Origin of the sequence: Anabaenopsis arnoldii, from assembly GCF_028331025.1 — a bacterium.
Lineage (GTDB): Bacteria > Cyanobacteriota > Cyanobacteriia > Cyanobacteriales > Nostocaceae > Anabaenopsis > Anabaenopsis arnoldii.
Genome location: NZ_JAQMUH010000141.1, coordinates 1 through 22354, shown reverse-complemented (window position 1 = coordinate 22354; position 22354 = coordinate 1). Strand labels below are relative to the sequence as shown.

The 22354-nt window shown below is 41.4% G+C and carries 22 protein-coding genes and 1 tRNA gene; 11 read left to right on the top strand and 12 right to left on the bottom strand.

Annotated elements, in window-relative coordinates:
• The first annotated feature begins 120 nt into the window (after positions 1–120).
• Both dxr and PN457_RS12595 read left to right on the top strand, forming a co-directional pair.
• Positions 121–1329 carry a 1-deoxy-D-xylulose-5-phosphate reductoisomerase gene (dxr, locus tag PN457_RS12600; protein ID WP_271733695.1) on the top strand — a complete coding sequence of 403 codons (1209 nt, stop codon included), beginning with the start codon at positions 121–123 and terminating at the stop codon, positions 1327–1329.
• A gap of 411 nt (positions 1330–1740) precedes the next feature.
• Positions 1741–1929 carry a hypothetical protein gene (locus tag PN457_RS12595; RefSeq protein WP_271733694.1) on the top strand — a complete coding sequence of 63 codons (189 nt, stop codon included), beginning with the start codon at positions 1741–1743 and terminating at the stop codon, positions 1927–1929.
• A gap of 37 nt (positions 1930–1966) precedes the next feature.
• On the opposite strand, the gene PN457_RS12590 is transcribed toward PN457_RS12595, so the two are convergent.
• From PN457_RS12590 to PN457_RS12575, 4 genes are all read right to left on the bottom strand, one after another.
• Entirely contained in the window at positions 1967–2464 is a 498-nt protein-coding gene (locus tag PN457_RS12590; RefSeq protein ID WP_271733693.1) for an acyl-CoA thioesterase, read from the bottom strand.
• A 221-nt stretch (positions 2465–2685) separates the two neighbouring features.
• A complete protein-coding gene (locus PN457_RS12585; protein ID WP_271733692.1) occupies positions 2686–3027 on the bottom strand; it encodes a DUF1815 family protein in 342 nt (113 codons plus the stop codon).
• Positions 3028–3835: 808 nt separating this feature from the next.
• Positions 3836–4051 (bottom strand): DUF2839 domain-containing protein, encoded by a 216-nt coding sequence (locus PN457_RS12580; protein ID WP_271733691.1) that lies wholly within the window; start codon positions 4049–4051, stop codon positions 3836–3838.
• Between the two features lie 103 nt (positions 4052–4154).
• Positions 4155–5705, bottom strand: a complete 1551-nt coding sequence (locus PN457_RS12575) for a helicase C-terminal domain-containing protein (RefSeq protein ID WP_271733690.1) — start codon at positions 5703–5705, stop codon at positions 4155–4157.
• 117 nt (positions 5706–5822) lie between these two features.
• On the opposite strand from PN457_RS12575, the gene PN457_RS12570 reads away from it, so the two are divergent.
• From PN457_RS12570 to lysS, 3 genes are all read left to right on the top strand, one after another.
• Positions 5823–6785, top strand: a complete 963-nt coding sequence (locus PN457_RS12570) for a M48 family metallopeptidase (protein WP_271733689.1) — start codon at positions 5823–5825, stop codon at positions 6783–6785.
• A 161-nt stretch (positions 6786–6946) separates the two neighbouring features.
• Positions 6947–7378, top strand: coding sequence for a hypothetical protein (locus PN457_RS12565; RefSeq protein ID WP_271733688.1), 432 nt, complete (start codon positions 6947–6949; stop codon positions 7376–7378).
• 167 nt (positions 7379–7545) lie between these two features.
• Positions 7546–9063, top strand: coding sequence for a lysine--tRNA ligase (lysS, locus tag PN457_RS12560; protein ID WP_271733687.1), 1518 nt, complete (start codon positions 7546–7548; stop codon positions 9061–9063).
• Between the two features lie 161 nt (positions 9064–9224).
• On the opposite strand, the gene PN457_RS12555 is transcribed toward lysS, so the two are convergent.
• The 3 genes from PN457_RS12555 to PN457_RS12545 all read right to left on the bottom strand — a co-directional run bounded on the left by PN457_RS12555 (position 9225) and on the right by PN457_RS12545 (position 12591).
• Entirely contained in the window at positions 9225–9821 is a 597-nt protein-coding gene (locus tag PN457_RS12555; RefSeq protein ID WP_271733686.1) for a glyoxalase-like domain protein, read from the bottom strand.
• Between the two features lie 206 nt (positions 9822–10027).
• Positions 10028–10849, bottom strand: a complete 822-nt coding sequence (locus PN457_RS12550) for a hypothetical protein (RefSeq protein WP_271733685.1) — start codon at positions 10847–10849, stop codon at positions 10028–10030.
• Positions 10850–11157: 308 nt separating this feature from the next.
• Positions 11158–12591, bottom strand: a complete 1434-nt coding sequence (locus PN457_RS12545; RefSeq protein ID WP_271733684.1) for a sensor histidine kinase — start codon at positions 12589–12591, stop codon at positions 11158–11160.
• 142 nt (positions 12592–12733) lie between these two features.
• Between PN457_RS12545 and ppk1 the strand changes: the two genes are divergently transcribed.
• The 3 genes from ppk1 (at position 12734) to PN457_RS12530 (ending at position 15678) form a co-directional block, all read left to right on the top strand.
• Positions 12734–14944, top strand: a complete 2211-nt coding sequence (gene ppk1, locus PN457_RS12540; RefSeq protein WP_271733683.1) for a polyphosphate kinase 1 — start codon at positions 12734–12736, stop codon at positions 14942–14944.
• 157 nt (positions 14945–15101) lie between these two features.
• Positions 15102–15506 (top strand): response regulator, encoded by a 405-nt coding sequence (locus PN457_RS12535; RefSeq protein ID WP_271733682.1) that lies wholly within the window; start codon positions 15102–15104, stop codon positions 15504–15506.
• Positions 15490–15678 (top strand): hypothetical protein, encoded by a 189-nt coding sequence (locus tag PN457_RS12530; protein WP_271733680.1) that lies wholly within the window; start codon positions 15490–15492, stop codon positions 15676–15678. The genes PN457_RS12535 and PN457_RS12530 overlap by 17 nt, the downstream gene beginning before the upstream one ends.
• Here PN457_RS12530 and PN457_RS12525 read toward each other — a convergent pair.
• Entirely contained in the window at positions 15675–15857 is a 183-nt protein-coding gene (locus PN457_RS12525) for a hypothetical protein (RefSeq protein ID WP_271733679.1), read from the bottom strand. The two genes, PN457_RS12530 and PN457_RS12525, sit on opposite strands and share 4 nt — an antisense overlap.
• A gap of 227 nt (positions 15858–16084) precedes the next feature.
• Here PN457_RS12525 and PN457_RS12520 point away from each other — a divergent pair, with 227 nt between their 5' ends.
• The gene (locus tag PN457_RS12520) at positions 16085–16636 is read left to right on the top strand and encodes a DUF2854 domain-containing protein (RefSeq protein WP_271733678.1); all 552 of its coding nucleotides are present in this window, start codon (positions 16085–16087) and stop codon (positions 16634–16636) included.
• A 49-nt stretch (positions 16637–16685) separates the two neighbouring features.
• Here the strand turns inward: PN457_RS12520 and PN457_RS12515 are convergent, their stop codons facing one another.
• Positions 16686–16946 carry a CRR7 family NDH-1 assembly protein gene (locus PN457_RS12515; protein ID WP_271733718.1) on the bottom strand — a complete coding sequence of 87 codons (261 nt, stop codon included), beginning with the start codon at positions 16944–16946 and terminating at the stop codon, positions 16686–16688.
• Between the two features lie 133 nt (positions 16947–17079).
• On the bottom strand, positions 17080–18288 hold the full coding sequence (locus PN457_RS12510) for a histidine kinase (protein WP_271733677.1): 1209 nt from the start codon (positions 18286–18288) through the stop codon (positions 17080–17082).
• Positions 18289–19310: 1022 nt separating this feature from the next.
• Between PN457_RS12510 and PN457_RS12505 the strand changes: the two genes are divergently transcribed.
• Positions 19311–20681 (top strand): S-layer homology domain-containing protein, encoded by a 1371-nt coding sequence (locus tag PN457_RS12505; protein ID WP_271733676.1) that lies wholly within the window; start codon positions 19311–19313, stop codon positions 20679–20681.
• A 48-nt stretch (positions 20682–20729) separates the two neighbouring features.
• On the opposite strand, the gene PN457_RS12500 is transcribed toward PN457_RS12505, so the two are convergent.
• Positions 20730–20801, bottom strand: a tRNA-Thr gene (locus tag PN457_RS12500).
• A gap of 33 nt (positions 20802–20834) precedes the next feature.
• Between PN457_RS12500 and PN457_RS12495 the strand changes: the two genes are divergently transcribed.
• The gene (locus PN457_RS12495) at positions 20835–21104 is read left to right on the top strand and encodes a DUF3493 domain-containing protein (protein ID WP_271733675.1); all 270 of its coding nucleotides are present in this window, start codon (positions 20835–20837) and stop codon (positions 21102–21104) included.
• 280 nt (positions 21105–21384) lie between these two features.
• Here the strand turns inward: PN457_RS12495 and PN457_RS12490 are convergent, their stop codons facing one another.
• Positions 21385–21657, bottom strand: a complete 273-nt coding sequence (locus PN457_RS12490; RefSeq protein ID WP_271733719.1) for a hypothetical protein — start codon at positions 21655–21657, stop codon at positions 21385–21387.
• Between the last annotated feature and the right edge of the window lie 697 nt (positions 21658–22354).

Below are 22354 nucleotides of genomic sequence, written 5' to 3'. Positions count from 1 at the left end.
AGTATTATCTCAAAATTTCGGTTTAAATCTCTCAGGTATAAACGATAAAAACTAAAATTCCCGACAATCTGGTACGAGAGAGTGTCAAACTAGAAGTTGTCTGTAAATTCTTAAGCAATTATGAAGGCTATTACCCTTCTGGGTTCTACCGGCTCCATCGGTACTCAAACTTTAGATATCGTCACTCAGTATCCAGACCAATTTCGGATCGTGGGATTGGCTGCTGGAAATAATGTAGAGATGTTAGCGGCTCAAATTCGCCAGTTTCGACCCAGTATAGCGGCGATTTCTGCCCAGGAGAAATTACCAGAACTGCAAGCAGCCATTAAAGACCTTGATCCCCAACCTATTTTACTCGCTGGTACTTCTGGAGTCATTGAAGTTGCCCGTTATGGTGATGCGGAAACCGTAGTGACGGGTATTGTGGGTTGTGCTGGTTTATTACCGACTATCGCTGCTATTGAAGCTGGTAAAGATATTGCTTTAGCAAATAAAGAAACTTTAATCGCAGGCGGTCCGGTGGTTTTACCTCTGGTAGAAAAACACGGTGTCAAACTCTTACCCGCTGATTCTGAGCATTCCGCAATCTTTCAGTGTCTCCAGGGTGTCCCCAAGAATGGCTTGCGGCGAATTTTACTCACTGCTTCTGGTGGGGCTTTCCGTGATTGGGATGTAGCCAAGTTAGCAGATGTGACGGTTGCTGATGCTCTGAAGCATCCTAACTGGTCTATGGGGCGGAAAATTACCGTAGACTCGGCTACTTTAATGAATAAGGGATTAGAGGTAATTGAGGCTCATTTCCTTTTTGGCTTACATTATCAAGATATTGATATTGTCATTCATCCCCAAAGTATTATTCACTCACTTATTGAGTTACAAGATACATCGGTTTTGGCTCAACTGGGTTGGCCGGATATGCGGTTACCGTTACTTTATGCTTTGTCTTGGCCTGAGCGCATCTACACGGACTGGGAAAGGCTAGATTTGGTTAAGGCTGGTAATTTGACTTTCCGTGAACCAGACCATCAGAAGTATCCTTGTATGCAGTTGGCTTATGCTGCTGGTAAGGCCGGCGGTTCCATGCCAGCTGTATTAAATGCTGCCAATGAGCAGGTTGTGGCTTTATTTTTAGATGAGAAAATTCAATTTTTAGATATTCCCCGATGTATCGAATTAGTCTGCGATCGCCATCAAAATCATAACTGTAGCAGTCCATCTTTAAATGACATTTTGGCAGCAGATAAATGGGCTAGGCAAGAAGTTGTAACATTAGCTCACCAGTTAAAATCTCCTACCAAGGTAATTCCCCTGTCCCCTACAAGTCGATAGTATCAAAATACTTAGTGAGGTCGGTTATTTAGGCTAACCCTCCTCACTGGCTTTATAAATCATTGTGGCTGAGTCATAAAATTTAGATATACTTAAGCGTCAATTCTTAAAAATTACTAATATTGATTCAAATATCACGGATTGATCACAAGCATATGGAAGATATAGGGTAGAGTCCCCAGATAAGAATTAGTGCGAAAATATACGATCAAGAATATTATTAAGCTGCGTGCAACTGCTACAAGACTATTTTCTATCGGCTTTCAGTGAGTTACCAATCCTGCAAGCAAAATATAGCCAGTATTTTCAGTCTTACTGTTTTGTGCATCTTTCAAGGAAAATAATATTAAACACATACATCAATATTCACTCTCACCATTAAAAATAGGACATATTCAGGAATTAACATTTATGATTCCCATCCTCATTCTTGCTTGGATAGTCTTTGTTATCTTGTTAAAAGTTCTCAAAACTACTTTTAAGAACGCATTAACAATTGCAGCTATAGTAATTTTATTAAATGTCGGCTTTGGAATCACACCTGAAGATATTTGGCAACAGATTATGCAAATTGCTCAAACAATTGCGCCACCGCAGTAGATTATATCACCTATTAGCAACCTATCTGTATTGCGGATCATTTTTCTAACCTAGGAAGCTTCTCTAACGCATCCTTAATACTTGCAGGTAGCTGACGCATGATCTTACCTCTTTCGCGATCCAATCCTACTAATGTTACCTTAGCTGTGGTGTATAACTGCTGTCCATCTGTGGAAACAATTCCATAATCCCAGTTCATGCGGACACCGCTTACTTCAGCAATACGCGTTTTGACAATTACAGCCATTCCTAACTGAATTGCACGGTGATAACGTACTGAAAGTTCTACCACCGGTAAATCACAGCCTAATAACACTAAATCAGCAAAATCAATACCGATGGAGCGCAAACATTCCACCCTTGCTTCTTCCATCCAAGTTAAATAAGTACCATGCCAAACCATACCTCCATAATCAGTATGATGAGGTTGTACTCTTACCGGATATTCAAACCAACTCTCAAATTTGCCGTTTGATGGTACATCAATGGCACTATTTGCTGGTAATTCCCCTGGAATCGCTTCTTTTTCAGACATTTTTCAGTTTGTTAACAGTTATCAATGTTTCACATCTCACAGAATTGTCTACCGGGACTCACTGCTATGTAAACACCAATGTTTCCAGGTGCGTTAGGATCATAGTCCATAACGCACCCTAGCAAATGAAAATAAATGTGTATCAGGTTTTTTCACTTGTGTTTACACTGTCAACCCGCAATCAGAACAAACATTTTAGTTAGTGCACATGGTCAAGCCTATCACTTTTTAGCCAGAGTTTTGTTGCCGGAACCATTTGGCGTAGATTGTTTGACAAGATTAGCCAGTTCTTGTAACTGATTAATGGCTTCTGCACCCTCTAACTTCATTAATTCACGATCATCTCGCATTTCGGTCCAAGTAATCCCATAATCGGATACTAAGAATCGAATCAAGTGATTGTCGCCTAAGCTTACCATAAATGAAGCACTATTCATCTGGTCGCCACAGGTATAACATGACGCAGGGTAACCGCGTCGTTCTAGTACAATTGCCAAGGCTTGTAGATTCATTACCAAGTCTTGAACGAATTGTTGGTGTTGATGCGCTAGTCTCAGAAACACTTTTTTCCTCCAGACACCACAGTGATTTCAGTCGTCTTTATATTTTCTTTAGCTTTTTGCATCCACTGGTATTGTAGACTAAACATTACCTTTACCAAAGTCCTGTAAGATTATTAATTAATTACCTTGTTTAGGGTAGTAAATAAATTTACAGCTTGCGGTATCAAACTATTCAATTTCAGGGATTGACTGCTCGGACGTATTTCATAAACTTCACCTCGTTAGTTATGTATGTCCGACTAAATGCCTAACTGAAACAATTCCGTTTTCAGGGTAACCCAAATTTGGTATGAGTCAACAGTATAAAATTTCCAGTGGTCATTTTGCCGGACATACAGCAATTTCTACTTGGTTGAGGTACAGTTAGATGGTCAGGATGACAAAATATTTTTAACCTTCATATAGTACCTATCTATCACCTAATCTGCTGTATACTGCCAAAATTGTCTGAGAACAACAATTGAAACTACTGGCGTATTTTTCGTAGACAATCCTCTAGGGCATTCCACTTGAATCTAATACTCATCTAAACTATTTTCCCATGGGACGAAGCAGCAATCGGTATATGTGGGAGTAGTGCTGAATCTGTGTTTTATTATTGTCAACACTTCTGACCAAATACCTAACCTACGTATCCATGGCTCATGACTGAGAATAACTGAATACAGGATAGTTATGGTGCCATTTTGTCAGTATTTTCTAATTCTTGAGGTATTACCGCCCACACTAAGTAAAATTAGAATTTAGGAATCACCCTAATATCCCAACTGCCGCTATACCTGATATGTTAAGTATAGCGGTGGATATTTTAATCGACTACTTGCCACCAACCGAAAGCCGGACCGATAAAACGGATAGTTATCCAAGCTACTACCATAACACCAATACAGAACCAGGTTCCGCGAGTAGTCCAGTTCATAAACTGTTCAGACTGAGTTTTGGTGATGGGAACCCAAGGTAAGATCCGAGATTCTTGACCGTACTTCTCTGCGAGTGTAGTTTTACGACGCTTTGCTTCACCCATAATCAACAATTCTTGAATGAGGTTTTAATATGCTTGCACCAAAGTTGATAATAGCGCTTGCTATGAGGCGATCGCATGGTAATTGATAAAAGTCAATACTCACCTAGCCAGAACTCTCTCCATCAGGATGAGAAAACAGACTGGGATCAAGATAGTTTATACGTGCTAGAGGACTGAGGACAGCCAGTACTTGTGCGCCATAACTGCGGTTAACTACACGACTGTCGAGTAAAGCTACAATACCTTGACTTTCTCGGACTGGTGCGATGGCTCGTTGTAATTCATTCAAAGCCGCTGGTAATAAGAATAGACGAAACCAATCCTGATGCGATCGCTTATAGTAAGCAACCCTACCAGCTACAAGGGGGCTTTCTAAAGATGGTAACGGTAAAGTAGCAATAATTAACAGATGGGGGGCTGGTAAAACCGACTGATGCGATCGCCAAAATTCCCACCCACTAATTAAAATCCCATTATCATCCAAGCAAGTCCTTTCCACCTGAACCCGTGAACCAAATTCCGAGGCCAGAATAGCACCCACTCGACCCTTTAGTGGCACATCTCCCACCAATACAACCGTCAAACCAGGGGCCGTAGCGCTCAGACAAACCAGTGTCCGCACTTTGTGAATAAATGCTCCTTGAAACTCTGGGGTATTGGGTAGAGGCAATTTATGGGGTATATACAATTGAATTGCTGCGCCTTGAGTCTCATTAGAGAACTTCAAGCAAGTTATCTCATTTAAACCCAAACGCTCACGGAACAAAGGCGCTTCAGTTTCCGGTTCCAAAGCGCTACCTACTAAGACCACTGGCTGTCTGAGCCAAATAGGCGCGATACTTTTTCCTAATTCCATGGGAGCAGAGTGTAAATAAAACACCCCTTGGCGACGCTCAAGTGTTGCCCATAATAGAGAACATCCGCCCATATTTTCTTTACTATTAACCAATTGCACACCAAAATTTTCCCATGGCTTTGTTAGTGTTTTTACATACCTTATTTGCTCATATAAATCACATAATATTTTTTGTTCTAAGGGAGAAATAAGATAGCACTCATAGGGATTAACTGGGTGCTGGAACAGAACGCGAGTTAGTTGCGCCCGTGCCGAGCGAATCACGTCCGCCTTGTCAGGACAAGCTAACATCAGTTGATCCCAATCATGGGGTGTAATATCTTGGGTCAGGTGATCCCGTACCCAATCTTCTAAATCATCCACCCCATCAATAATTGTAGGAATCCCGGCAGGAAAAACATCAGCAGATGCAAACTGCCCCTTTAACCAAGCCTGGGGAGATATCAGCAGTACTCCAGGAAAATCAGATCCCGGCCAAACTTCACCTGTCCTAATCGGTTTATTGGCTGGTAGCCACTGCTGTAGACGGGGAATTTCCACCTGTAGTAACCGCTGCTGTACTGCTTCGGGGGCGACAATAATTACCGGACCATACCACATCAAAGCCGATGCCACAAAACTAGTGCGATACCGACCTTGATAGCCAGAAACGGCCCCAACTTGAATTAAGGCGCTACGTCCTAGGCGCAAGGCACGCGCTACCAACCTTGCCATCGTTAAATGATGGGGCCAGGAAGGAAACCCCGACTGCGATCGCAGGAAGTTATGTAGTGACAAATGAACTTCAGCCTCAATCACAAGCTTTTAATCCCATACAAAGTGATTTCTAATTTCCGTCGCCCCATTTCCATTATCTTGTAATTAGTCCTTAGCGACTACTCAAGACCCATCACCCATCATCCATTACCCTCAATTATGCCAACTTACACAGGAATATCCAGCGAAGCCTTCAGACATCCACTTGATCGCCAAGCCGAGAAAGCTTTACGAAATTTGCCAGGATTTGATTTAATCGCTCGTAAATTTGTAGAATTGTTCTACGAACGCCCCCAATTAGTCTATCTGATGGGTAACACCATCCAAGTAAGCACGCGTCAATACCCCACTATTTACCATATGTTCCGGGAATGTGTCCGCGATTTGGACGTTTACCCAGAACCTGCGTTGTTTGTCGTACAGAATCCCCAAGCTAATAGCTATGCCCTGGGGCAGGAAAATCCCTACGTAGTCATCAACACAGGAACCTTAGACTTACTTGATCCCTCCGAGATTAGGGCAGTCTTAGCCCATGAACTAGGTCATATTAAATGTGGTCATACTATTCTAATTCAAATGGCCATGTGGGCTATGAGTGCCGCTTCTGCCCTAGGGGAATTAACCTTCGGTCTTGGCAATTTCGTCTCTCAAGCTTTGATTTATGCCTTTTTTGAATGGCGACGTAAAGCCGAGTTAACCGCAGACCGGGCTGCTTTGTTAGTTATAGATGACTTAAACACTGTTATGTCATCCATGATGAAAGTTTCCGGCGGTAGTATTAAATATGCTCATGAATGTAGCTTAGAAGAATTTGTTAAACAGTCAGAAAATTATCATTTACTAGATGAAAATAGACTGAATCAGGTTTATAAGTTCTTGCTGTATAATGGCTTTCAAGGCACGATGTTGAGCCATCCTTTCCCAGTCGAACGATTACGGTATTTGCAAGAGTGGTCTGTATCTGAACAATATCAACAAATTCGCGCAGGAAATTATCAGCGCTCGCCTGCATCAGGGGAAGTAGATGTTACCTCCGAAACTTCCTCACAGGAAGCCGAAATTTTGCGACAACAAATTGAAGAATTGCAACAACAAATTAACAAAATGAAAAAATATTACTAGCCAAATCATGACTAATTTTTAGCAAAATTCAACCACTCAGACTTGAAAATTCCTTAAATCTTCAGAATGAAGATGATACCTACCCCATAACTTAGTCTCATAGCCATTAGATATTGATTTGTTTAACTTTGGCAATGCATCTAAATAAGAATTTTTTTAATATGGCAGTTCAGCTGATCAAACGACTATCAATACTCGCCACTATTTGCGCCTTTGTAATCTTAATTCCGGGAATTGCCTTGGCCCAAACCCTCCCAAACAAGTCTATCCCTAGTATCATTATTGCCCAAATCAGTAAAAATACTGATTCTAGCTTATTTTTGTATACTAACATCTCTCCCACACACTCCATGAACACACCACAGCAGCAACAACAAGTCCAGGCTGTACGTCAGAGAAGAAATAAAGACATAGTGGCAATATTAAATACCTCCCAGCGAGCAAAACTGGCTGAAAATATGCGATCTGGTGACGACATCAATCAGGGTTTAAAAAAACTGAATTTACCACCAGAACAAAAAGACCTGATAAATACGATCCTAGAGTTGGCTGACCTGAAGATGCAGGCCATTTCCTCTCGGTATTCACTATAAATATAGCATTTCCCATGCTCGTGAGGTACAAAGTTGTTTAGTTTCAGGTAACAGGGAACAGGGAATAGGCAATTTATGTGTACTTCATTAGCCTGAAAAAGGCTTTATCTATGACTGTCAACTTTTCCAGCATCTATAATATATGTTGCCCTATTTAGTCCCTTACCATGTCCGAAGAAGATATCCGTGCCGCCAGGCTGGAAAAAGTCAACCAACTCAAGCAGCTAGGAGCTAACCCCTACGCCTATCGTTGGGAGTCCACCCATCACACAGCAGAATTACAAGAAAAATTTGCCGACTTACCCAATGGTGAAGAAGTTCATTTAGATGTTGCCGTTGCTGGCCGTATTATGGCGCGTCGGGTTTTCGGTAAACTGGCTTTCTTCACCCTACAAGATGAAACTGGCGCTATTCAACTTTATCTCGAAAAAAATCGTATCCAAGAATGGATGGCAGATGTTGATGGCGAAGCTTTCACCCATCTCAAACAACTCATAGATGCAGGTGACATTCTGGGAGCCAGAGGTACTATTAAACGGACTGAAAAGGGCGAATTATCTGTCTACGTCAAAGAATATAGCATCCTGACCAAATCCCTGTTACCGCTCCCCGACAAGTGGCATGGTTTAACCGATGTTGCTAAACGCTACCGTCAGCGCTATGTAGATTTAATTGTCAACCCCGAAGTGCGGCAAACTTTCCGCCGTCGCGCCCAAATTACTGCCGGAATTCGCCGCTACCTAGAAGAACGGGATTTTCTGGAAATTGAAACTCCGGTTTTACAAAGTGAGGCTGGCGGTGCTGATGCGCGTCCCTTTATCACTTACCACAACACCTTAGAAATGGAGTTGTATCTGCGAATTGCTACCGAACTTCATTTAAAGCGCTTGATTGTCGGTGGTTTTGAAAAGGTATTTGAATTAGGGCGCATTTTCCGGAATGAGGGAGTATCGACTCGCCATAATCCCGAATTTACCTCTGTTGAAGTTTACCAAGCCTACGCGGATTACCATGATATGATGGCCCTCACAGAGGGAATTATTACCACCGTAGCCCAAGAAGTTCTCGGAACATTACACATTAGTTACCAAGGGACACAGATAGATTTATCACCACCTTGGCGACGGGTGACAATGCATGATTTAGTTAGAGAACATACAGGCTTAGATTTCAATTCTTTTTCTACATTGGAAGAAGCGAAAGCTGCAAGTAAAAATGCTGCGCTTCAAGGTATAGAAGATGCACCAACAATCGGCAAACTTTTAAACGAAGCCTTTGAACAAAAAATAGAAGAAAAATTAATTCAGCCTACCTTTGTCATAGATTATCCAGTGGAAATTTCACCCCTAGCTAAACCCCATCGTTCTCAGCCGGGTTTGGTAGAACGGTTTGAATTATTTATCGTCGGGCGTGAAACTGCTAACAGCTTCTCAGAACTCACAGACCCAATAGACCAAAGAGAACGTTTAGAAGCTCAAGCAGCGTTAAAAGCTGCTGGTAACTTAGAAGCTCAAGGTATAGATGAAGACTTTATCACTGCTTTAGAATATGGAATGCCTCCGACTGGTGGTTTAGGTATTGGTATTGATAGGTTAGTGATGTTGCTGACTGACTGTGCCAGTATACGCGATGCGATCGCCTTTCCCCTACTTAAGCCAGAATCAGCTAAATCAGGAACGGACTAGAAGAACTGGTAATATCTCCACCTATGTAGGCATCTTTTTGATCTGTGTTCATCTGTGGATAATTAATTTAGTTCAACTGGCTTACGCCAGGCTACGCTATCGGTGATCAACGACAGAGCCACAGAGAACACAGAGAAAATGATGTTTTGCCTAATTCCTGATTAATTTGCTACTTCCGCTATTTCAATAACCCGCCCCTCATAGTCCTTTACCAAAAAATTCAGGGGCTTTTGGTTGCGAATCTTCAACTTTAAACCGCGCATTTCCACCCGCAATAGAATCATATCCAAGCAATCCCGGTCAAAACAAACATGACGCTGCTGATTCTTACTACCCAAACTAGCCCCCCTAATGACATGTAACTGAGTATTTTTCTTCATCTGATACCACAGCCCCTCATTAGCATTGTTCATAGCCTTGTTAGACCAGCTGGGAGTAGTAGACATATACAATGGGTCAATACCAGTTGTACCGAGAGTTTGTTCGTAGTTGTAGTAATAGTGTAAAGGTACTTCCGCAGCGGGCAAATCTAGCAGACCTTCATAAAACTGTCGAGCAATTTCCAAGTCAGACACCATAATTGTGTGTACTTTTGGCGCACTAGTGAGAAACATCCACATAGCGCCCGCATAAGCAGCCAGTAACATCACCATAATGCCTTGGGTGGAAAATAAGCTATCCAAAGGCAGAGAAGACAAAAAAGAGCCTAAAGTCAGAGGGGTGAACAAGAAAGGCATCACGTTAGCTACTATAACCATGAATAAACCAAAGATTATATAAGGGAGCGGCTTGTATTATTCTCGCTGAGAACTAAATTTAAGTCTTAGTTTCTAGTTTATCAGCTGCTATCATAGACGCAAAAGTCCATATTGTTAACTGGCGGGCAGAGCTTTAATATGGTGAGATTTGCCACATTTGACCAAAAAAGCCTAGCATCCCTGAATCAGTGGTTTAGTTCAACATTTTAGTTCAACATTACAGTACCGTCGTCTTGAATCCGCACTGTATTCTTATCTTCTCCTAGATCAGTGGTTTCATTAAATGTCAGCTGCATTACGCCTTCTTTCCTAGATGGTTCAGGTGTTACTTCCAGCAGTCCCCCATCCTCGCGGAAAAATGTCACAGTCACTGGCGCTGCCAAATCTTGTAATGTTACCTCTGATTGACCTTCAAGCGATCGCGGTGGAGTATCACCAATTACTTCATAAGTGATATTAGCCCCCGTATCATTCACCAATGTGATCTCAACCATACCATTAGCCAGACTAATCTCGGCGCTCGGTGGTTGTTGTTCTTCTGATGGAGGTGGTTCAATAGCGATCATTGGTGGACGCGCTAGTACAGCTGACTCTGGCGGAATACCCTGTACTAAAAGTTGTTGCGTGATAGCATTTGGCGGACATCCCGGAGGTACAACATTTCTAGTATTATATGGTTCTTCATAATAAATACCGGGGCAAGGATTCAGTGCTAAAGTATCCGAATCCGGTGCTTCTCCCCCAACACCTAGAGGCATTTCACTGGGTGGAAGAGTTGGAGGGACCACGGGAAGCCGCCCTTCGGCTTGTAGTTTCCGCGTGAAGGCATTGGGAGGACATCCCTGTGGTACTACAACCCGGTTGTTGTGTGGTTCTTCGTAGTAAATACTGGGACAAGGGTTAACCTGAGAGGTCGGTTGCTGTGCTACTACCCTGGTAGAAATCAGCGGCGCACCAATGAGTAATCCGCTGCAAATAACCCCGAAAAGTCCAGTATACTTGCGAGTTGGTTGCTGATTTTTATTCATGATTAACTCCTAAAAAATCCGCACTTTTTGCTATAAGATATTATTGGGTAATTTAGGTAAACTTTGCCTGATGGCTTGCGTGGGGTAGCTATACCCAAAATAATATTTTTAAAATCACCAAAAAAATATATCAATGGCAATTCATCAATGATTCCAATTTAACAATTAACTTTAGTTGCTTAATCTAACTAGAGGATAGAAATAAAAATCAGATCACACCATCATTTAAACCTTAAGGATGATGTAATTAAATAATTAATAATTGAGGTTCTAAGGTTTACGTTTCTCAGACAAAATACATTGACTATTCATAAGTCATGAGTCATAAGACTGATTGGTAAAGTGACAGTAAAAATTGTACCTTTACCAATATTGCTTTCCACCTGTAGATGACCTTGATGATGTTCCACAATCGCTGCTGCGATCGCTAATCCCAATCCTGAACCGGTAGAAGTTTGTGTATTTGTCTTTGCTGTCTTATGGGTACGTGCTGGATCTACCCGATAAAAACGGTCAAATAAACGGGGTAGGGCTTCGGACGGAATACCAATTCCCGTATCAGTAACTTTGATTTGTAATACCGCTGTTCCATGACGAAGTTTAGAACCGCGATTGCTTCCCTCTAGACGCGACAACTGTACAGATACCTGTCCATTAGATGGGGTGTATTGCAAAGCATTACTAATCAAATTTGTAAATAACCGTACGAGTTGATCCCATTGGCCTGGAAATGTAAACCAATTTTCCAGTAATTCCAGGGAGATTTCCGCACTGGGTGGATCAACCAAATCCAACGTTAAAGTAATTTTTTTTTCCCTAGCTAATAATTGTTGTTCTTCCACTACCTCCATTAGCAAAGCATCCAAAGGACAAGAGGAAAAAACATTTTTGCTGATCCCACTGTCTTGTCTGGCTAGGAACAATAAGTCATTGACTAGCTTACCCAAGCGCTGGGTAAGTCGTTCCACTACTTTTAAGTGGTGGCGATAGTTGACAATAGTCGTATTTTGTGAGTCTGCCAGTTCTAAATCAGCTAGGGCAACTTGGACATTAGTTTGAATCAAAGTAATGGGACTTCTGAGTTCGTGAGAAGCATCAGCAGTGAATTGTTTGAGGCGTTGGTAGGATTCCCCCACCGGTTCCATCGCTTTACCTGAAAGAAACCAGCCACTTGCTGCTACAGACAAAACCATCAACCAAGTACCTAAAGCCAAATCAATAATTAACTGGCGACTAGGTTTAGTGACTTCAAACCAGGGGTGACTAACACGCAGATATCCTAATACTTGCCTTCCTCTTTCTACACGCTGGGTAACTTGTCGCAGTAAGACGACAGAGTTATGAGTTTCCCCATCTCCCCAGATATCCTGTTTAATTACCCGGACGGTTTCACCAAGATGGTTACCATGAATGGGAATGTTTAGGGGTGATGATAGGGTTGACCAGATTAATTGACCGGTGGGACCAAACCACTCTAGGTCAATGTGGTCATCTTCCACCGTCATAGCATTATCGCGAAAACTTGCTTCTACATTAATCTGAAATTGTCGAGGTTCCCCATTCACCGTTGAAATCACAAGCGATCGCTCGACAATTTCCACCACGTGATTGAGGGTATCATCAATGCGCTCAATTAATGTATTGCGGAAATATAAATATACACCACTGGCAAATAGTAACAATAATACGGCAGTGACGGCAGTGTACCAGAGTGCCAGACGGCGGCGAGTAGCTTGAAACATTTGGCAAAACAAAGAAAGTCTGTAGTTCCCCTATTTGAATCTTAAATTATTCCTAACTAGATAGTTTCACTTATGCCCTAATTAATCTAATATATTTATTGTCCCTAGATGTAGAGCTTAATCTACCTAAACTGAGATCGTTATGCCGAAATCAAAAAAGAGCGCTCATCCGATTGATTTAAACGATCCACAATATTACATTAACCGTGAGTTAAGCTGGTTAGAATTTAACAGTCGTGTACTGCACGAAGCCTGTGACCCCCGGACACTGCTTCTAGAACGATTAAAATTTTTGGCCATCTTCAGCGCCAACTTAGATGAATTCTTCATGGTGCGGGTTGCAGCTTTAAAGCAACAGGTAGAAGCAAAAGTTTCTCAGTTAACTCCCGATGGTCGCACACCGCAACAACAACTAGACGATATTCGCTCAACTCTCACTCCCGAGGTGACAAGACAGCACCAACAATTTCAACAGGTTCTACAACCTTTGCTAGCTAGTCACGGTATTCACATACTAGACTACATCAACTTAAATCAAAAACAACGGACTTACTTAGATAACTACTTTGAAGAACAAATCTTTCCGGTTCTCACTCCCTTAGCTGTTGACCCTAGCCATCCTTTCCCTTTTATTTCTAATCTCAGCCTAAATTTAGCGGTTGTAGTCCAAAATCCGGACAGTGAGGAAGAATTTTTTGCCCGGGTAAAAGTCCCCAGTGTCTTACCGCGATTTTTGCCAATACCACCAGAGTTAGGGATTTCTGAAACTGGAGAAACTGCTCACTGGACCGGTGTACCCCTAGAACAGGCGATCGCCCATAACCTGGAATTTCTATTTCCAGGCATGAATATACAAGAATACCACCCCTTCCGTATTACCCGCGATGCTGATTTGGCTTTAGAAGAGGATGAAGCCGATGACCTACTATTAGCCATTGAACAGGAACTACGCAAACGGCGCATGGGGGGGACGACTGTCAGACTAGAAATTAAATCCCACACTCCCGAGCCAATACGTTCTCGGTTGCTGCAAGATTTGGAGTTAACCGAAAATGATCTTTATGAGGTTGATGGTCTTTTAGGACTCCGGGATTTAATGTATTTTATGGCTTTACCATTAGCCGAACTTAAAGAACCCCCACGTCAGTCTGTAGTACCTTCACGCCTCCAAAGGTTAAAAGAACCCAGTTTAAACTCAGAGGCCTTGGAACTAGAAGAAGGTCAAGACTTTTTTGCGGTGATTCGGGAAAAAGACTTGTTGGTACACCATCCATATCAATCCTTTTCCTCAACAGTAGTTAACTTTATTACCCATGCAGCCTATGACCCGAATGTCCTAGCAATCAAGATGACTCTTTACCGCACTTCTGGCGACTCCCCCATAGTAAAAGCCTTAATTGCAGCTGCAGAAAATGGTAAGCAAGTATCTGTACTAGTGGAATTAAAAGCGCGGTTTGATGAGGAAAATAATATCTACTGGGCCAGGAGTTTAGAAAGAGTCGGTGTACATGTTGTCTACGGTTTAGTAGGGCTAAAAACCCATTGCAAAACGGTGATGGTCGTACGACGAGAAAAAGACCGGATGCGCCGCTATATACATATAGGTACTGGTAACTATAATCCTAAAACAGCCCGCTTGTATACCGATTTGGGACTATTTAGCTGTCGGGAAGAATTAGGCGCGGATATCACAGACTTATTTAACTTTTTAACAGGCTATTCTCGGCAAAAATCTTACCGGGAAGTACTAGTCGCACCTGTGAATATGCGCGATCGCTTTTTAGCCTTAATTCATCGGGAAATAGAAAATGTTCAAAATGGTTTTTCCGGGCGCATTGTCGCCAAAATGAACTCCCTTGTAGATCCGCAGATTATCGCTACTTTATACGCGGCTTCTGGAGCTGGAGTGGAAATTGATCTGATTATTCGCGGTATTTGCTGTTTGCGCCCAGGACTAAAAAACATCAGCGAAAATATTCGCGTGATTAGCATTATCGGCCGCTTCTTAGAACATTCTCGCATTTATTATTTTCATAACAATGGACAGGAGGAAATTTACATTGGGAGTGCTGATTGGATGCGTCGCAACTTAGATCGACGAGTTGAAGTAATTACTCCAATTAAAGATCCAGATATTGCTAAAGATTTGCAAGAAATTCTGGGAATTATGTTAGCAGATAATCGTCAAGCCTGGGAATTACAATCTGATGGTACTTATATCCAACGCCGTCCTGGTGATGACTGTCCAGCCACCAGTTCCCAAACAAGTTTGCTAAATATGGCATTAAGTTCAAATAGTATAGCGTCAAACCTGATTGATTCCAAAAAAAGTTACTATTACACAGACAAATAGTCAACTTTATTTCCTAAGTATGAAACTTAATTTGTGAATAAATAGACTCATGAATTACTATCGACAACAAATCTTCTTCAACCATAAGATAGAGTGATTTCTCTTGCGTCTTACCATAAACTATAAGGAATGTTGCAAGTGTTTTTCATTACCTTAAATGTTAACTTTTTTTTGTGAATCTGTGACATTGCGTGTTCTGATTGTTGATGATCACGAACTTACACGGTTAAGTCTAAAATTAGCTTTTTCTAATCAGGAAAATTTCCAGGTAGTGGGGTTAGCCTGCAATGGTCAAGAAGCTATAGAAATGCTGAAAAGCTACCAACCTGATGTAATTATTCTAGATTTACAAATGCCAGTTATGGATGGTTGGCGTGCTTGTAGTCATCTTAAAGCAATATCTCCTAAAACTCAGATACTGGCTTATTCTTCAGTGGAAGATGCAAGTCTATTCAATGCTAAGACCACAGCCAATTTTGACTATGTTTCTCCCAAGGATATTCCTACTACTAAACTTATTGCTCTGGTTACGCAGTTAGGAGAACATGCCAGAAATCGATAAGTTAGAAGAAATCATCTTATCAAGTTGTTTGCTAACTAACTGGCCCTTAGTAAAATATATATCTAGAATACAGCAAGAAGATTGTGATTATAGGCAAACAGCGCCAGTTTATCCGTTAAATCACGGTTTAACTAACGCTGGTCTATGTTTTGATCTAGTCAGTTTAGCCTAATTATTATCGGTTTCCGGAAAAGTCCGCTTAAATTCATCAATTAAATCATCCATTTCTTCCAAAGCCTGGTTAACATCAATTCTCAGAGTTCCTAAGTTTGGCTGCTCCAAAAGGCTTAGGAGGTACTCGCGTTTGTTAGTAACCACGGCAATTCGTTCTTTTATCGTCTGTAAGTCCATAATTTTTTCTGATGTTTCAATACCCTCAGATTTAAACTTAACCCAAAATGGAGTAGACAGGTGATTAGTCCCGCATTTAGAAGATCATCAGCAATAGCGGACGGTTAGACGCAAAAGATATCAGTGATGATTGTCAAGACCTCAACTTAGTGGGCGGTAGTTCACTTGTGACCAATAACCGATGATAATAAAACAGAGATGTTAAAAATCTATAATATCCTAAGCTCATGTTACGTAAAATTTCTTTGGGGACTATCGGTTTAAGCGTTGGTGGTATATTAATCATTGTTGGTTTCGTAGCCTACGCTGCTGACAATGCCACACTTAATCTTGTCGGTTTTTTCTATGGGTTTCCTCTTTTCTTGGGAGGATTGGCACTCAAAGCCAATGAGATTCTGCCTATACCCTTTAGCCAAGATACAACGCCAGATGTATTACGCTTACGGGAGCAGCAAGCAACTATTACTCAAAATAAAATTCGGAAGGACATCACTCGATACTGTTATGGTCAAGAGGCCCATTTAGATGAGGCTCTCTCTTATCTAGGTCTGAGTCCTACAGATGAAGACCGTCCCGTGGTCACAGGTTTACGAGAAACGGAAATTAATGGGGCTTATGCCTTGATTTTAGAATTTTATTCCCCGTTTATTTCATTTGATGTTTGGCAGGAAAAACAGGAAAAAATGACCCGGTATTTTGGACCTGGAGTAGATATTAAAATTACACAAGTAGGTGAAGATATGATTGAATTAACAATTTTCAGTATCCTTGATAAATAATATCTCTACCTATAATCCGGTCATACCCGCGGAGAGTGTCAATGTAAAGCTACTTCTCTAATCGTATTGCATACCACTGTAAATATTTTCCCGGGCCAACATCTAATTCACAACTTGTATCAATTAAATATTGAGCTTGAGCACTGACGGAATCAAACCTTTGTAAGTCTGTGGGTAATTCCTCTCCAGTCATTGTTTGTAACACAAGCTCAAGCTTTTCTAATAATTCCTCTGCTGTGAGAAATTGTTCCGGTTGGTCTGTTTCTAAAACCACAAAGTGGTCTTGCTGATACATTAATGAGTCTGGCATTTGAAAAATCTGACTAACTAATAAATTGTGGTTTTTAGCCCAAATGATTAAATTAAGTTTTATCGCTATTTTTGGTAAAAGGCCGCGGTTATTCGTCATCCATGATAACTCTTGCCCAGTCACCAGTGGCTAACTAAGATGGGTATACTGGTAATGTAAAATGGAACCAAGCGCCGCCATTGGGGGCAGAATCCACCCAAATTTGTCCATAATGGGACTGTATGATGCGTTGACATAAACACAGACCAATGCCGTAGCCATCAATAGCTTGATCACGTTGTAATCGATAGTGATGTTCAAAAATGCGTGTGCGGTTTTCTAGGGGAATTCCCGGTCCGGTATCACCAATAGTTATTTGAACTTTTTGGGTGGTACGGTGTAATCCTGCGATAGTAATTTTACCACCTTCTGGTGTGTATTTGATAGCATTATCTAACAAATTAATTAGCACTTGGCGCACACGTTCTGGATCTGCATATATTTTTGGTAAGTCCTGGGGAATATCAGTTTCTATTTGTTGGGATTTGGCAATGTAGCGATCGCGCAATTCTGCCAACACATCGAAACATATCTCGCCAATTTCCATTTTTTGTGGTATGATAGGTATGCTTGTATCGTAACTACGCCCTACCTGCAACAGATCAGCAATCATTCTGTCAATAGTCTTAGTTTGATTCCGAGCTTGTTTTAATAAATGTGCTGCCATAGCTGGTTTAAGCCGCTTATTAAATGCACCAATATCTACGTTGTAATTAGATTGTAGAGTTTCTATGGCGATAGCCGCAGCAGTGAGAGGATTGCGGATGTCGTGAGCCAGCATAGCTATGACTCTATCTTTAAATAATAGCTGCTCTTGCAGTTTCTCTTTTTCCTGTTTTAACCGAAAAACTTCGTCTGAAAGTTTAATGAGTTCTGCAGAAAAAGCCACAGAATGAATTGTTGATTGCGGTGATGATACCCCACTATTATCATCTATTTGTTCTGGTAAGTCTTGTTGTACTTTTAAGTAAGTATCGGCGGACACCTGCCAGCGAGGCCACCAGTCCTTCAATTGGGCGATTATATTACTTCCAGCTATAACTTGTCGCGGTTCTGGCTGAATTTTTACCAGAGCGGGTGTAGCAACTAATTTAAAATGTTCTGCTAAATAGGGTTGTTCCCCAACATCTATGATTTGAAGTTCAAAATTATACTCTTTTCGTAATTCTTTTAAGTAAGCACGGATACGCTGCACTTGTTGTCGAGACTTTGGTCGTCCATCGACAAATAGTAACAGTTGGAGTGGAGCCTCAGAATAAATAGGCTGATCCTGGGAAACTTGCATGTAATCGTGTTTCAGCACTGGTAACAACCCGGCGATGCTTCGCTTAACAGAAATGAGAATGGATTGACGGTTGTCGATAATCGTTGATTGTTTTCTTAATATCTATCTTAGGTTTTTCATACTCCTATCTAGTGTCAGATACATTTGATTGCTCCTCTTGAGTAAGAACTTACAAGACTAATAGTCGAGTGCCAATATCAAAATGAGATGATAAACGGTTAACGACCTTAAGTGAAAATCTCCTCAAACAAACTTACCAAAACTTACTTAAACTTTAGCAGAAATATGGCTAAAAAATACCTTAACAAGGGCAATTCATTGATTTACAATAGATCCTAGGCAACAACCACGCCTATAACCCTCATGGTTTCAAGCTAGCTCACAGAATGTCTCGGTTCAATCCTGTAGATACTTTCCATGGAATTTCTCTACATTTTAAATAAGCGTGGTTTCTTTTAAACTGAAGCAGTAAGGCAATTCCAGATTTTTAGGTGAGTCTGAGGAACTTTAGTAGAGATACAATTAACAATTCAAGTAAAGACCCTAAAAAGTTATCCCAATCTTCATGAAAAATAATCTCAAAACTCTGTGTAATTTCCAGATAGATTGACAGATAAACCCCGGTATCTTACCTGACTAATGGACTGTAGCCGTAAATCAAATTTATGGCTATTTATGCCCTTCTAGTCAGGAATCATTCAAACCGTTCCCAGTGCGAGACTCTAATCTACACTGATGCGTATTAGGACTGGTACATGATCCATAGCTGGGAACGACTTACCTGACTGTACAAGAGAACCAAATTTATGCGCTGACATTTAAGCAACAGTAACGAAAGTTTTTCGGCTCCATTCCGGATAGATTACAATCTAAGACTGGGTGTTATCTTTTCCCCTGCTTGAGGGATGCTAAGAATAAATTTAACCTTAGTTTAGCACTTCAGTTGGTGCAAGAATATTTTCAATCCTCGGAGTCATTTTCCCTCCTAGTCGTGACAGTCTGCGCTAGTGTAGGAATTGAAACCCCATTTGTAGTTTCCCGTGTTTTTGTCTAAACCTCCAGCTGTATTATTGAGCTTGGCTATTCTATTCACTTCTTTAACAGCTTGTGCTAACAGTCCCACCGCCAAAACCCTAGAACAGTCTTTGGCTGCTGATCCTAGATTAAAAGATCACCCCGGAATATTTGGTGAATCTCAGATAAATCAGGCGAAAGCCAGGCAGAACCAAAAGCAACCCAAGGTTGACTTACCATCTGATTTTCCCCCAGATATCCCTTTGTATCCTAATGCTAAATTAGAGTCAGTCACACCGGCTAGATCTGAAAAAAACAGCATAGTCACTCGCTGGATAAGTTCTGACCCCAGCAATTTTATTGCTAGCTTTTATAGTGACCAGTTTCAGAAAAACAACTGGCAGATTTTACAACAGCCCACAGATAATTTAGAAGATACCTTTGAAGCACACCGTCAAGGTGTCCAGGTTAAGGTATCTATTCAGCCACAATCAGTTACTCAACCCAAACCTGATCAACCACAAACAGCTACAGCATTAGTTATTGAGTACATAGTTAATAAAGGTATAGAAACTGCAAAGACTGACGATCTGCAAGCTAATAATTCTACTTTTATTAGTCCGGCGGTATCTGATAATCTATCCACGCAGCCGGGTAAGACATCTGTTAGCCAAATGGCTACAGCAAGCTCTCAGCAATTCCATGATCTCAACCAAGCACCGGTAGAACTACGTCAATTCATTCAAGACTTAGCATCTTTGGGAGTTTTGTCTTTACAGTCTCAAGAAGTCAAGACTCGCTCTAATGATGTCATCAGTAAATCATTTGAACCCAGTAAACATATTACTCGCCGAGAATATGCCCGCTGGCTAGTTGCTGCCAACAATACTGTGTATTTTAATAATCCTGCTAAACAGATTCGCTTGGCATCCCAAAACACTCAATCCACTTTTACTGATATAGCGCCCACTGATCCTGATTTTCCAGTCGTTCAAGGGTTAGCTGAAACCGGTTTAATCCCTAGTCCCTTGTCTGGTAATTCCAGTGCAGTTTTGTTTCGTCCTGATGCACCACTGACACGAGAACAGTTGATTTTGTGGAAAATCCCCCTAGATATTCGTCAAGCCTTACCGGACGCTAGTTTAGAAGCAGTGAATCAAACGTGGGGTTTTCAAGATGCGGGAAAAATTGACCCCAAGGCTTTACGCGCCGTACTGGCTGATTTCCAAAATGGCGAAAAATCGAATATTCGTCGGGTGTTTGGCTATACAACCTTGTTCCAACCTCAAAAACCAGTGTCTCGGGCTGAAGCTGCCGCAGCTTTGGCATATTTTGGCAATCTGTCCGAGGGGATATCTGCTGCAGAGGCTCTCAGTGCCAAGCAAGTTGCTAACTGAGCTTGATATAGCTAAGGAGTGTAAAGTATTGTTAATTAACCTGAGCCAAGCCGATGACGGGATTTGAACCCGTGGCCTGCTGATTACGAATCAGCTGCTCTACCACTGAGCCACATCGGCGTATACAGTGTAGTATTATAGCATTATTTACTCATGATCAAACCAAATCCTCAAAATCCCATCAACCCAGAGCAATATGCCCGTCTCAAAGCTGAAATGGCAGCCCCCTATAGGGGTTTACGCCAATTTCTGTATCTAGGTTTTGCTGCATCTGCTTTAATTGGCGCGTTTATATTCTTTTTTCAAGTCCTTGCCGGCAGGAATATTGACACAGCAGCACCTAATTTAGCCCTGCAGATGGGAATTTTTGCCCTCATGATCCTCCTTTGGCGCTGGGAGCAACGTCGGCGAAGGGGTTATTAGGTAAATTAATGTTAAATTAATGTGATTGATTTTTGGACTAGTGTTGTGGCAAAAATCTGCAAATTATTCACTTTTAGTTAGTCTGGCCCTTTGAATTTGCTGGCTAAAAGCTGAACTAGTCCTGGAGGATCCCCCACCACAGCTTCATCTGGGCAGCAAGGATAATCTGGGGATCAAAAATACATCCATTTTGCGTAAGCCACTTTCGGCAAGAGCGCCATCAAATTGGCAAATCACCTTCAGAATGTTTGATCCGACCTGTAGAAAATTTCCTTGATTTTTAATAAGCTAAGGTTTCTAAAGTTTCTCGTAAATATCTCCTTACTTGTTTTTCGAGATGAAGTCCCTGCAATTGGGGATAGTGTTCTAGTCGCCAGCTTTTAAAACCTGAACTAGTGGAGATCGCACATTTTAGGCTATACCAAATTTCCGCCTCAGCAGAAAATTGACCATTCCCTTGGACATTGCGCGGATCGCCATCGCGTTCGCCAAGTGCTTGCTTTGCAATCAGCCCACCGTAGGAATCCCTACTAGATAATGGAATTTGAGCCATAGTTCTTCATTCCTCAGTTTTAACTTCAATATGGCAGTATTCAGTTTCACTAATTACGACATTGCCCACATCAGAAACTACATAATTCCTTTAACACTTATCAGGTTTTACTTTAGGGTTGATGGTCGGTTTATGTTAATTTCTACTTTTGGGATTTAAATCGCCACGGTGGAATTTGATTGACCGGCACACCTTACATACTCCCATAGGTGGGCCAGCATACAGTCTAAGCCTCCCATTATCACTACCCGGTTTGTTGTTCATTCCACTCTCGACTTCGCCTGATTTATGGGGGTTCTGCCGGAAACAGCTAAATTTCTTCTTAAGAATATAGTACTCAATACCAAAAATTCTGTCTTATTAGTCACTAAAATACGTGATAGACTCACTGGCAGTGTGGAAATTAATGTTAAACCTTTCTATAACACCTATCTAAACCTACCTAAGCAGATTGATTGTTTACTTCTTGCTTCACCTATTTCCAGTGCATAACTGGTATATGAGCAATACTTGACACTCTGCGGTCTGAAGACACGCAGATTCTTTAAGACTTGCCTAAAAGGAATAGTCAATTATCCCCCTACACGCTCAAAACAACTACCTACGGATAAGTGTTGCAATTGCGCAAAATTTTATATTTTTTTGGCTTTCTGAGTCCATCGAATTTTGGCGGTATACACTCTGTATTTTGCCTTTG